The sequence below is a fragment of the Pseudomonas sp. 44 R 15 genome (assembly GCF_900004965.1).
GTDB classification, from domain to species: Bacteria; Pseudomonadota; Gammaproteobacteria; order Pseudomonadales; family Pseudomonadaceae; genus Aquipseudomonas; species Aquipseudomonas orientalis_A.
Map to the genome: position 1 here is coordinate 32,697 of NZ_CVTU01000090.1, position 12,607 is coordinate 45,303.

Consider the following 12,607-nt stretch of genomic DNA (forward strand, 5'->3'; position numbering starts at 1 on the left):
TACTATTAAACAGTCCACTTATCCAGGGAGGTGAATGATGCAGCCCGTCATTCTCATCAGCGCCGCGCGCCAGCGATTAGCAATAAATCACTCGGCTGCCTTGTCAGTGAACGTGGTCAATAGCAGCTTTATCGATCTTCTGATTTCGTTGAAGTGCCTGCCTCTTATTCTTTCGCCTGGCATGTCCACCGAGTGTGTCGAGCGCTTGTTTGAACTGGCAAGCGGCTTGCTGTTACCGTCCGGTCAGGATCTGTGTCCCAGTAGTTATGGAGAGGCGCTCGAAGTCACTTATACCTCCCAGGTTACGGGCGTAGGAGAGGCCTACAAGCGCCCCATGATGTTGAGTCCCGACAAAGACCGTGACGCACTGGAGCTGCTGTTGTATCGGGAAGCCAAGGCCCGCAAGCTTCCCATTCTAGGGGTGTGCAGGGGCATGCAACTGATTAACGTTGCAGAAGGGGGAACGCTCTTTCAGGAGATTCCTTATCGGGGCGTCGACCACAGTATAGATAATGACGGTTGGATCAACTATCACCCTGTTGACGTGGACCCCACCAGCCAGCTTTACGCGATCACGCAGAGAAGCACGCTCACTATTTCATCTGTGCACCATCAAGCAGTCAAGCGTTTGGCACCTTCGTTGAAGGCCAATGCGATATCGGACGACGGGTTGATAGAGGGCTTGGAACTTAACGGTGATGATCATTTCGTTCTGGGATTGCAGGGGCATATTGAAAAGACATTAGTTAATCACCCGGAAAACATGCAGATATGGAAACGTTTCGTCAGTGAAGCTGCTAAAAGGAGCCTAAGGGATGTCGATTAACCATTTTCAAGTCCCCCTCTATCAGCGCGTGGTCGGGAACCTTGGTCGCTTTTTTGAAAAGGGCGAGCCCGGTGATATTCCGTTATTGAGTAAACAGGAAATCATTTCCGGATTTCCGCAAAACTTTATGACGGATGCGATGCGCATGGGCATTGAGGGAGGAGATGTTGAGTTCGCCAGTACATCGGGTAGCAGCCATCAAATTCTTCAGATCATTCGATATAAAGGCTGGTGGAGCCGTGAGTTCACGTATGCCTATCAATGCGTGAGTGATATGGCCGGCTACTCAATACAGCATGATAAAAAAGCAGTGTTGACCACCGCGGCATGTTCTGCGGTCTCGTGTTTTTTGGATAATCCTGACTATAACGAAAGAATACACAACGGCGTACTGAACCTTAACACTCACCCGGACCCTACCCGCTGGACCATGACCGACATCAAGCGGATCGGCGCGGAACTGTGGATGTTTGCTCCAAGGTTGCTGGAGATAGATCCAACTTACCTGGCAATTTTCCTGGTCAAACGGGCTGAGTATAAAATCGATGAGCCCTTGTATATCCCTGATTACATCGCCGCTTCTTATGAGTACCTGACCGCTACTGTGCGCAGGCTGATTGAACGCGCTTACGGTAGGCCAGTATTGAGCATGTATGGCTCTACGGAATTAGGCGTTATGTTTATGCAAAATCGGGCGGGCACCTTTGTGCGCTGTGGCCATGAAACCATTATAGAGCTCAAACCGTATTTACCTGAGCGCAATATATTCGAGCTGATTGTCACATCCTGGAAAAACCCGCTTATGCCTTTTTTGCGTTACGCCACCGGAGACTTGGTTGAGCTAGCCGATGGAGACTGGGCAGGGCATGCCTTCAAGCCGTCAGAGACTATTCCTCTATTAAAGTTACACGGCAGGGTCAAGGATGCGATCGTGACCGATGAGGGCGATATCAAGACGCTTGCTGACCTCGATGAAGTGCTTACGGTTTGCGCACCCTGGGTACGGCAGTATCAACTGCAGGTAACCGACGCCTGCGTCACGTTGCTCTATGTGATGAATGCCTCGAATGACGCGGTGGATATGTCAGTCGTTCACGCCTCACTACGCCATTGGTTTGGCCGTCAGCGTGTGGTTGAACTGCTTGCTGTTCCAAGTATAGCGCCTGAATCATCGGGTAAATTTGCGATCGTCAAATAATCCTGTTCGGGATTAAAAATGACGTGCTTATAAAGAGAATATGTTATGCAAACGTCAAATATGAGAAGCCTGGTGTTGCCCGATCCGCGTAATGACTTTCCGTTTCTTCAAGATAATCAGCGTATTTATTTCGACAGCTCATCAACATCGTTAAAACCGACGCCGGTCATTGAGGCCATCACTGATTATTATCGGAATGCTGCCAGCAACGTCGGACGTTCGAATCATCAATATGCCCAGTTGTCCTCTCAGCTCTATGAGTCTTCTCGAAATAAAGTTGCTGGTTTTCTGGGCGGCAGTGCTGATGAAGTGATATTCACCGCTAATTGTACGGACTCGATCAATCTGGTGGCTAATGCGCTGTCGCTGGGAAAGGACGACCATGTCGTGGTTTCGCCCCTGGAGCATCATTCCAATCTGTTGCCTTGGCTGTTTAGATGCCGAGTGACCGTGGCCAGGCTGGATCAAAGCGGTTGCATAGACCTTGATCATCTGGATTCGCTGCTCGCCGCTGACCCTGCGAAGTTGGTTGCCGTTTGTCACGCCTCGAATGTCACCGGTAATGTGCAGCCGGTGCGCCAACTGTGTGCTATCGCCAGGGCACGAGGAGCGTTGAGCTTGGTTGATGCTGCGCAGACCGTTGGTCATATCCCGGTCAACGTAGGGCATATGGCCTGTGATTTTCTCGCTCTGTCCGGGCACAAGATGTTTGGGCCATCAGGAATAGGGGTGCTTTACGTTCGACGGGACTTGCAGGCATCCATGAAGTGTCATCGCTACGGCGGTGGCATGGTCAATAAAGTGGGCAGTGACGATATCAGCTTTCAATCCGGGCCCGGCCGTTTCGAGGCTGGAACGCCGAACATTGAGGGCGCCATAGGTCTGGGGGCCGCAGTCGACTATATAAACAGCTTGGGTGTCCAGTTGGTTCATGACCACGATAAGGACTTGGAGCGTTATTTTTCGTCGCAGATTCGTACGGTGCGCAATATTGAGATGGCTTTCCCTTTAGCGCCTCAACACCTGCCGATTTTCCCTATCGTTCCCGCAGGCAACGTGGAGCTCGGGTTTGTTTCAAGGATTCTTTCCGATCGTTACGACATCGCAGTGAGTTCCGGATTTCAGTGCAATCAGCCGCTGTATAGAAGTAGCGGTATTAACGGTGCTTTGCGTGTCTCGATGCATCTTTACAATACCCGGCAAGATATCGACAGGCTGATGACAGCATTGCGTGATCTTGAAGACCTGTTGGCGTAGTGCGAGTGGACAATCAATATGGCCGGTGAGCTGCTTGAAGTGCAGGATGAGAGAACCATAATAAAGGACGATTGTGTTGCCTATTTTCATCGGCACATCAAGTCCAGGACGTCGTCGTTGATTGGGCTTGAATATGAGTTGATCCTGATTGATCGAACGACCTCGTTGAGCGTGCCTTTTTTTGGCGTGCGCAGCTTGTCGAGTATCTTCAAAGGCTTGTTAAGCTACGGATATGCGCCTGTTCATGACGACGGCCTGATTGTTGGGTTGAAGCGCAGGGCCACGGTTGTAAGCCTTGAACCCGGCGGGCAGATGGAGTTTTCTTCTTCTCCGCTTCGTCTTGTTTCTGACATCCTTGTTGAACTCGAGATTTTCTTGCGCGAACTTGATGAGGTCTGTAACAGGCTGGCCATTTCTTTATTACCCATTGGGTTTAGACCGTTCGGCGATGTGTCGTCGGTTGCGACGGTGCCGCGTAAACGCTACCTGCATATGATGCCCATTTTGGAGAAAGTCACGGGCGCATCGGCGGGTCAAAAGATGACAGCGTCAATGCAGGTATCTGTCGATTACTTCTCTGAACGACATGCCGGAAAACTCTTGAAATTGGGGGTTGCGTGCCAACCCTATATTGTCGCGCTATTTGCCAACTCACCTTATTCTGCTGCCGTGTCCAGCCGCTATAAAAGTCACCGTATGCATGCGTGGACATTATTTGATCAACAACGCGCAGGTATCCCGGATTTCATGTTGAGCGCCGAGTTCGTTCCAAACGCCTTTGAACACTATGTCGAATGGGCACTGGATAAGCCGGTTCTGTTCATTCAACGTGAGGGCGAGCTGATCCATATGAATGACTTGAGTTTTCGGGATTACATGCGTCTAGGCGCTCGCTCAGGTGGCGCAACACTCCAGGACTGGGTCATGCACCTAGGCACGCTGTATCCAGAGGCACGGCTGAAAAATGTCGTCGAGTTTCGTTCTGCCGATACCTGTGCGTCGCCATTTGCCGCTTCACTTGCAGCGTTCTGGAAGGGGTTGGCCTATAGCGAGGAAGCCCTGGATGGCGCATTGGATTTTCTAGGGGGGCAAGCGCTGAATGAGTTGAATATAAAATATGCTCAGGCTGCGGAGTTTGGCATGAAGGGCGTCGACTCTTCCGGAATCTCACTCGCCTCGGGTATACAGCGACTTGTCGAGCTTGCCTCTGAAGGGTTGGATTGCCAGGGGGCGGCGGATACGGAGAGGGAGTATCTACGATCATTGCAGCGGATGATTTCGGCGGGCTATTCCCCGGCTGACCTAATGCTCAAAGAGGGGGCGCCATTACGGTTTTCTACAGCCCGAAAACGGGGTGACCCAAACGATATATGCCTTCCTTAAATTAACCCGCAGCGCGTTGCGAATAGCGCTCGATTGTAATATATTTCCCCTCTCGGAAAATTGGGTGTCTGCGGGTTTTTAGGAGTTGTTCATGCAAATAGATAGTATAAGGAAGATTGAAGAAAAATGGCTCGCGCGCTGGGAAAATGAAAAACATTACTCCGTTAAACTAGACACTTCGCTGCCTAAGTACTATTGCCTTGATATGTTTCCTTACCCATCGGGTGCAGGCCTGCACGTTGGCCATCCCCGGGGTTATATTGCCACCGACGTGTACAGTCGCTTCAAGCGGATGTTAGGGTTCAATGTATTGCATCCGATGGGCTTCGACTCGTTTGGATTGCCCGCAGAACAATATGCGATCGAGACCGGACAGCACCCCAGGATTACAACCGACAAAAATATAGCGACTTTTAAGGCGCAGCTCAGGAAGTTGGGTTTTTGTTACGATACGGATCGTGAAATAAAAACCTCCGACGCTCAATATTATCATTGGACACAATGGATATTTTGCCAGTTGTTCGACAGTTGGTACTGCCTTGATTCCCAGAAGGCTCTTCCTATTAGTGTACTGATTGAAAAGTTCGAGCACGCCGGCAACACAGCAGTCAATGCCTGGTCGGATGTTCGGACTTCAGTCATTACTGCGGCGCAATGGGCCAGTTTCTCGGCACTGGAACAATCGGCGTTTCTGATGAACTACCGATTGGCTTATCGTGCCGACTCTTACGTCAATTGGTGCCCGGCCTTGGGCACTGTTTTGGCCAATGATGAAATCAAGGAAGGTTTTTCCGAGCGCGGCGGTCACCCCGTTCAGAAAAAGATGATGAAACAATGGATGTTGCGCATTTCAGCTTATGCCGACCGGCTGCTTGAAGGGCTCGATGGGCTGGAGTGGCCTGAAGCGCTCAAGGATATGCAACGCAACTGGATTGGCAAGTCACAGGGCGCTGAAATAGATTTTCAGGTTCGCGACTCTAAGTGTTCCATCAAGGTCTTCACGACGCGCCCTGATACGCTTTTCGGCGCTACTTTTCTGGTGGTGGCGCCCGAGCACGAAGTCGTTGAGGCGATCACCCCTCAATCATTCAAGAGCGAGGTGACGGGCTATCGCAATGAGGCAGCCTTGCGTTCCGAGCGTGATCGCATGGCCAAGACAGATCGTGTGACGGGCCAATTTACCGGTGCCTATGCGATCCACCCGTTGACCGGCGAGAACCTCCCGATCTGGATTGCTGACTATGTCCTGGCCGATTACGGGACTGGCGCCATCATGGCGGTACCGTCCGGCGATCAGCGCGATCTCAACTTTGCTCAAACATTCGATCTGCCCATCACGTATATCTACGAGGGGGCAGAGCAGGCGAGCAAGCCGTTTTTGGTAACCGAGGGCAAGCTGATCAACTCTGGTGAGGTCACAGGCCTGTCTCGTACAGAGGCTACCGAGTGGATCTTGAACCGCTTGGTGTCGAGCGGGGTAGGTAAGCGCGCCTTCAGCTATCGCATCAGAGATGCGATTTTTGGACGCCAGCGTTATTGGGGTGAGCCGATTCCGATTTATTACGACGAGCAGGGTGTTCCTCGCGCAGTGCCTGAGGAGGACCTGCCCGTAACGTTGCCCGATGTCGAGGCCTTCTTGCCGACCAGTGAGGGTGAGCCGCCGTTGGAGCGCGCCAGTAGCTGGCGTTATGGCGGTCATAAGTATGAAACGACCACGATGCCGGGTTGGGCCGGATCCAGTTGGTACTTTCTCAGGTATATGGATCCGTCCAATACCAACGAACCCGTTTCGAAGGCTGCGTTGGCTTATTGGCAGTCCGTGGATCTCTATGTGGGCGGTGCCGAGCATGCTAATGGCCATCTGCTTTACTCGCGTTTCTGGACTCACTTTCTTAAGGACCGCGGTCTCATCACATTTGATGAGCCGTTCAAGAGAGTCCTGTGCCAAGGCATGATTCTTGGGGTTTCGGCGATCATTTACCGAGACAAATCGACCCATGAGTTCGTGTCCGCCGATCTCAAGGGAGCGCGCGATCTCCAGCCGCTGTATGTGGATATCAGCTTTGTAAATGACAAGAACCAGGTTGATGTCGAGGCGCTTCGTTCATGGCGTCAGACATATACCCAGGGCGAGTTTATCTATTCGAACGGTACCTTTCTGTGTGATCGTTTATCGGAAAAGATGTCCAAGTCCAAATACAACGTAGTCAACCCGGATGACTTGATCGATGTGTATGGGGCCGACACCTTCCGCCTCCACGAGATGTTTCTCGGTCCGATTGATCAGACCGCCATCTGGTCGACGCAATCCATTGATGGGCCGCACAAGTTCTTGCAGAAGATATGGCGGCTTTTTCAGGATGAGCACGGTGCTGCCATCGTGCAGGACCTCGCTGCCACTGGCGAAGAGCTCAAGGTGCTGCACACGGCCATCGCCAAGGTGCGCCGAGCGACCCATGAGATATCCTACAACACCGCTATTGCAGCGTTGATGATCTGCGTGAATCAGCTCAGCGCATTGCACTGCCATAAGCGGGAAGTGTTGGAGCTGTTGCTCAAGTTGCTGCATCCCTATGCTCCATTCATTACCGAGGAGTTGTGGTCTGAGGCCCTTGGTCACAAGGTATCCATTCTGGACGCCGGTTATCCAACCGCCGATGAAAGCTTGCTGTATGAGGCTGAATTCGAGTGCCCGGTGTCCATCAACGGAAAGCTGCGGACCCGCATCATGCTTCGGCGCGGTATGAGCGAAGACGCGGTAAAGTCACTGGTATTGCTGGATGCAACAGTACAGCGCTGGCTGTCGGGGGGGCGCGTGGATAAGTTCATCTTCGTCCCGGATCGTATCGTCAACATCGTGTGCTCTTCGGGCGCCGAATAAGGCGAAGCGCCTGTTAAAAACAACGTCTGGCCCAGTAATCGCGGCGGGTCCGGCGTTGTTTTCGGCTGCGTGGATCAGGCGTCAAAGCCACTGTCGGCGGGAAGGCTGGCGCCGCTGATATAGCCGGCATCCGGCCCTGGCAAGTACCCGCTTAATGGCTGCGCGTCGCAGCCAGGTCGATTTCCAGGGCCATGATGCTAACGCCTTCGCTGATGCTGGAAGGGCCGAGTCGACGAATGCTGAAGTTCTTTTTAAGCAGTAGTCTTGCTATAGCGCTCGGCGAAACGGTCAGCAGTTGGCGAGCTCCCAGAGACTTGGCGTATTCAATGGCTGCAAGCAGCAGAGACATTGAATGGGAGGAGGAGTAGGTGCTAAGCGCGTCAGTGTCCTTTTCGAGCGCCACTGCCGCAAATCTGGAAAGCTCCCACACATGTTTTTGTGACGGCGGTTGGGTTGCGCCTAACAAGTACGGGAAAATCTCTGATAAAAGATAGGGACTGGTCGTCGGCAGGAGGCGCGCGGTGCCAACGATTTTGCCTGCCTCATCTTTGGCCGTGATATAGAACGTGTCATCCCGGTCAAACTCGTCCAACTCCAGTTGATTAGGGCAATCCAATGGCCAGCCGAGTTTTTCCACGAATACTTTATAGCGGTAAGAAGCAATATCTTGTTTGAGCGCGGTGCCTAATGCTCCGCCATTTCCAGAAATAATACGCATCATCCATCCTTGGCATTTAGAGTATCGCGCGATTTTATAGTGGATAAGCGGTCCGGGTGGCTACCATTATCGGTAGGTGGGCGAACGTTTCCTGCGTTGGACACAACCCAATGTCTTCTGTTTGAGGAGAAGTCTCCTATGCCGAGCCTCTCCCGTACGAGCGAAAATTGCCCCCTCAGCAATTGCGGTTATACAGCCTGATTCGTCATCACCGGATGAGAGAAAACGTTTCAGCACACGTGTGGGTGGATCTGAATGTGAGTGAAGCGAATTCGGGTCACTTGAAGTGCCCCCCCCTGGCCATTATCGGCGACGCTGAATAAAGGCACGAATCCGTTCAGCCGCTTCCATACACTCCGCCAGCGGCGCAACCAGCGCCAGGCGCACGCGCCCCGCGCCCGGGTTGAAACCGTCCACTTCACGCGACAGATACGAGCCCGGTACCACCGTCACGTGTTCTTCCACGAACAAATCGCGGCAAAACGCTGCATCGTCGCTATTCACATTCGGCCACAGATAAAAGCCACCGTCCGGGCTTTGCACATCCAGCACCGGCTTGAGGATCGCCAGCACGGCGTCGAATTTTTCGCGATACAGGTCACGGTTGGCCAGCACGTGGGCCTCGTCCTTCCAGGCGGCGATGCTGGCCAGTTGGGTTTGCACCGGCATCGCGCAGCCGTGGTAGGTGCGGTACAGCAGGAAGGCCTTGAGGATATCCGCGTCGCCAGCCACAAACCCGGAGCGCAGGCCCGGCAGGTTGGAACGCTTGGACAGGCTGTGGAACACCACGCAACGCTTGAAGTCCTGGCGACCCAGTTCAACGCAGGCGCTGAGCAGGCCCGGCGGCGGGGTTTGTTCGTCAAAGTACAGCTCGCTGTAGCATTCGTCGGCGGCAATCACGAAGTCGTGCTCGTCGGCCAGGGCGATCAGCTTTTTCAGGGTGTCCAGCGGAATCAGCGCACCGGTCGGGTTGCCTGGGGAGCACAGGAACAGGATCTGGCAACGTTTCCAGATGTCCGGTGACACGGCATCGAAGTCCGGGTTGAAACCATTAGTGTCCAGGCATGCCAGGTAATGCGGCTTGGCCCCTGCGAGGAACGCGGCGCCTTCGTAGATCTGGTAGAACGGGTTCGGGCTCACCACCAGCGCGTCGTCACCGCGATTGACCACGGTCTGGGTAAAGGCAAACAACGCCTCTCGCGTACCGTTGACCGGCAGGATGTTGCGCGCCGGGTCCAGCCAGCCGTGCGGGACGTTGAAGCGGCGCTCGCACCAGGCCCCAATCGCTTCGCGCAGTGCGGGGATACCCAGCGTGGTCGGGTACACGGCCATCTGATCGAGGTTGTTACTCAGCGCCTCAGCGACAAACGTCGGAGATTTGTGCTTGGGTTCGCCGATGGACAGCGCAATCGGGCGTTTGTCCGGGTTTGGTTTGACGCTGCCGAGCAGTGCGCGCAGTTTCTCGAACGGGTAGGGCTGCAGCTGGTTCAGGGCGTTGTTCATCGAAAGTCTCGTCAAATTCAGTTGCCGGCGAAAATTAAATGTGGGAGGGGGCTTGCTCCCGATTGCGGTGTGTCAGTCAGCTGATTGTTATCTGATCCACTGCTATCGGGAGCAAGCCCCCTCCCACAGAGCCGATGTTCATAGGGTCAAGCGTGTCAGCTCGACGCCGGGTTCCTGGGTCACGCTCAATTGCTCCACGATCGCTTCCTGCAAGCGGCGGCACAGCTCAGGGTCGGACAGCGGCTGGTTATCGGCGTCGGTGATGAAGAACACGTCTTCCACGCGCTCGCCGAGGGTCGCGATCTTGGCGTTTTGCAGCGACAGGTCGAACTCCAGGAAAATCCCGCCAATCCGTGCCAGCAGGCCCGGGCGATCCGGCGCGCTGAGCTCCAGCAAAGTGACCGGGCGCTGGGCGTCGTTGGAAATAGTCACCTGGGGTGCAAAGGCAAAGTGCTTGAGCTGGCGCGGTACGCGGCGCTGGATGATGGTTGGATAGTCATCCGGGTTGCGCAGGGCTTCGGTCAGGCCTTCGCGGATCTTCTTCACGCGCAGCGGGTTATCGCCAATCGAGTCGCCATCGGTGTCGAGCACAATATAGGTGTCGAGGGTGAACTGGCTGCTGGAGGTGATCACCCGGGCGTCGTGAATGTTCAGGTTGAGCTGGTCCATGGCCGCCACGGTTACGGCGAAGAAGTCGTGCTGGTCCGGCGCGTAGATGAAGATCTGCGTGCCACCTTCGAATTCGCGCTGGGTGGTTTCCTTGATCAGTACCAGTGGGCCACCGTCGGCCGGCTGCTGAAGGATGGCGTCGGTGTGCCAGGCGACGTCGCCGGCGGTGTGGCGCAGGAAGTAATCGTCACCCAGTTGCGACCATAGTTGTTCGACGTCATCCGGGTCGTTGCCGCCGCGCACCAGGATATCCAGCGCCGCGCTTTGGGTGCGGCGGATCTGCTCTTCGCGGTCCACCGGGTTTTCCAGGCCGCGGCGCAGGGCGCGCTTGGTCTCGGTATAGAGCTGGCGCAACAGGCTGGCGCGCCAGGAATTCCAGAGCGTGGGGTTGGTGGCGTTGATGTCGGAAACGGTCAGCACGTAGAGGTAGTCGAGGTGGGTCTCATCGCCCACGATCTGCGCGAAGTCGTGGATGACTTGCGGGTCGGACAAGTCCTTGCGCTGGGCCGTGGTCGACATGACCAGGTGGTTCTGCACCAGCCAGACGATCAGGCGGCTGTCCCACACCGGCAACTGGTGGCGCTGGCAGAACGCTTCGGCATCGACCGCGCCGATCTCCGAGTGATCGCCATGTCGACCCTTGCCGATGTCGTGGTAGAGGCCGGCCAGGTAAATCAGTTCCGGCTTGGGCAGCTTGGCCATGAGCTTGCTGGCCAGCGGGAATTTCTCTGACACTTGGGTGTACTGCAACTTACGCAAATGCTTGATCAGGTTCAGGGTGTGCGCGTCCACGGTGTAGATGTGGAACAGGTCATGCTGCATCTGCCCGACGATAAAGCCGAACTCCGGCAGGTAGCGCCCGAGGATGCCGTAGCGGTTCATCCGCCGCAGGTTGCGGTGGATGCCGATCTTGCACTTGAACAGTTCGATAAACAGGCTGGTGTTGCGGATGTCGTGACGAAACGCGTCGTCGATCAGATGACGGTTTTCCCGCAGCAGGCGGATGGTGTCGGCGCGCACGCCTTTGATTTCCGGCTGCTGGGCCATCAACACGAAGATTTCCAGCATGGCGAACGGCGTGCGGCGGAACACGTTGTCGTTGCGCGCCTCGATATAGCCATCATGCAGCTGGAAGCGTGCGTTGATCGGCTGCGGCGGCGCTTCGTCTTCGGGCGCCAGGATCACTTCTTCGAAGTGCTGGATGATCAGGTCGCTGAGCTGGGCGATGCTCATCACCACCCGGTAATACTGCTGCATGAAGCTTTCGATGCTGGTCTTCGCATCTTCGCCTTCAAAACCCAGCAGGGTGGCGATGGAGCGCTGATGGTCGAACAGCAGGCGGTCCTCGGAGCGCCCGGCAAGCATGTGCAGGGCGTAGCGCACCTTCCACAGGAACTCCTGGGACGAGGCCAGCAGGGTGTTTTCGCTCTCCACCAGAAAACCCTCGCCGGCCAGGGCGCGCAGGTTCAGGGTGCCGTACTGACGACGGGCCACCCACAAAATCGTCTGGATATCGCGCAGCCCGCCCGGCGAACCCTTGACGTTGGGTTCCAGGTTGTATTCGGTATCGTTATATTTGTGGTGCCGTGCCTTTTGCTCGGCGCGCTTGGCCAGGAAAAACTCCTTGCTTGGCCACATGTGCGCGGTGCTGGTGACTTCGAGCATGCGCTGGCGCAGGCGCTCGGGGCCACAGATGGTGCGGCTTTCCATCAGGTTGGTGACAACCGTCAAGTCGGCGCGGGCCTCTTCGGCGCACTCTTCGACCGAGCGCACGCTCTGGCCGACTTCCAGGCCGATGTCCCACAACAGGGTCAGAAAACGCTCGATGGAATCGCGAAACAACTCATGGTCGGCGCTGTCCAGCAGGATCAGCAGGTCGATGTCGGAGTAGGGGTGCAACTCCCCGCGCCCGTAGCCGCCGACCGCCACCAGGGCGATATCCGCCTCGGTGCTCCAGTCGAACTGTTCCCAGGCTTTTTGCAGGATATTATCGACGAACCAGGCACGGTCCTCGATCAGCCGGCGAATGTCGCGGCCACTGCGAAAGCGCGCATCGAGCACGTCGCGCGCCTGGCGGATCGCCTTCTTGAACGCAGCGATGGGGCTTGCCTTCAACGCCAGTTCGGCCTGGAACTGGCCACGGTCGAAGAGTTCTGGATCCACCTGGGGCAT

The 12,607-nt window shown here is 55.3% G+C and carries 8 protein-coding genes; 5 read left to right on the plus strand and 3 right to left on the minus strand.

Annotated features, from left to right (window positions below; translation table 11 throughout):
- Positions 1–37: 37 nt before the first annotated feature.
- The 5 genes from BFP93_RS12470 (at position 38) to leuS (ending at position 7,545) form a co-directional block, all read left to right on the plus strand.
- Positions 38–826 carry a gamma-glutamyl-gamma-aminobutyrate hydrolase family protein gene (locus BFP93_RS12470; RefSeq protein ID WP_163003342.1) on the plus strand — a complete coding sequence of 263 codons (789 nt, stop codon included), beginning with the start codon at positions 38–40 and terminating at the stop codon, positions 824–826.
- A complete protein-coding gene (locus BFP93_RS12475; RefSeq protein ID WP_065893361.1) occupies positions 816–2,024 on the plus strand; it encodes a hypothetical protein in 1,209 nt (402 codons plus the stop codon). The genes BFP93_RS12470 and BFP93_RS12475 overlap by 11 nt, the downstream gene beginning before the upstream one ends.
- 45 nt (positions 2,025–2,069) lie before the next feature.
- Entirely contained in the window at positions 2,070–3,281 is a 1,212-nt protein-coding gene (locus tag BFP93_RS12480) for an aminotransferase class V-fold PLP-dependent enzyme (RefSeq protein WP_083205659.1), read from the plus strand.
- Positions 3,282–3,299: 18 nt separating this feature from the next.
- Positions 3,300–4,664 (plus strand): glutamate-cysteine ligase family protein, encoded by a 1,365-nt coding sequence (locus BFP93_RS12485; protein WP_065893362.1) that lies wholly within the window; start codon positions 3,300–3,302, stop codon positions 4,662–4,664.
- A gap of 91 nt (positions 4,665–4,755) precedes the next feature.
- Complete coding sequence (gene leuS, locus BFP93_RS12490; protein WP_065893363.1) at positions 4,756–7,545, plus strand: leucine--tRNA ligase; 2,790 nt, start codon at positions 4,756–4,758, stop codon at positions 7,543–7,545.
- A 151-nt stretch (positions 7,546–7,696) separates the two neighbouring features.
- Here the strand turns inward: leuS and BFP93_RS12495 are convergent, their stop codons facing one another.
- The 3 genes from BFP93_RS12495 to BFP93_RS12505 form a co-directional block, all read right to left on the minus strand.
- The gene (locus tag BFP93_RS12495; RefSeq protein WP_065893364.1) at positions 7,697–8,263 is read right to left on the minus strand and encodes an acyl-homoserine-lactone synthase; all 567 of its coding nucleotides are present in this window, start codon (positions 8,261–8,263) and stop codon (positions 7,697–7,699) included.
- Between the two features lie 303 nt (positions 8,264–8,566).
- Positions 8,567–9,766 (minus strand): succinyldiaminopimelate transaminase, encoded by a 1,200-nt coding sequence (gene dapC / locus BFP93_RS12500; RefSeq protein WP_065893365.1) that lies wholly within the window; start codon positions 9,764–9,766, stop codon positions 8,567–8,569.
- Between the two features lie 138 nt (positions 9,767–9,904).
- Positions 9,905–12,607 (minus strand): [protein-PII] uridylyltransferase, encoded by a 2,703-nt coding sequence (locus tag BFP93_RS12505; RefSeq protein WP_065893366.1) that lies wholly within the window; start codon positions 12,605–12,607, stop codon positions 9,905–9,907.

Coding starts and splice junctions, on each gene's coding strand:
- BFP93_RS12470 (WP_163003342.1), top strand. CDS start 38: ATGCAGCCCGTCATTCTCATCAGCGCCGCGCGCCAGCGATTAGCAATA.
- BFP93_RS12475 (WP_065893361.1), top strand. CDS start 816: ATGTCGATTAACCATTTTCAAGTCCCCCTCTATCAGCGCGTGGTCGGG.
- BFP93_RS12480 (WP_083205659.1), top strand. CDS start 2,070: ATGCAAACGTCAAATATGAGAAGCCTGGTGTTGCCCGATCCGCGTAAT.
- BFP93_RS12485 (WP_065893362.1), top strand. CDS start 3,300: ATGGCCGGTGAGCTGCTTGAAGTGCAGGATGAGAGAACCATAATAAAG.
- leuS (WP_065893363.1), top strand. CDS start 4,756: ATGCAAATAGATAGTATAAGGAAGATTGAAGAAAAATGGCTCGCGCGC.
- BFP93_RS12495 (WP_065893364.1), bottom strand. CDS start 8,263: ATGCGTATTATTTCTGGAAATGGCGGAGCATTAGGCACCGCGCTCAAA.
- dapC (WP_065893365.1), bottom strand. CDS start 9,766: ATGAACAACGCCCTGAACCAGCTGCAGCCCTACCCGTTCGAGAAACTG.
- BFP93_RS12505 (WP_065893366.1), bottom strand. CDS start 12,607: ATGCCCCAGGTGGATCCAGAACTCTTCGACCGTGGCCAGTTCCAGGCC.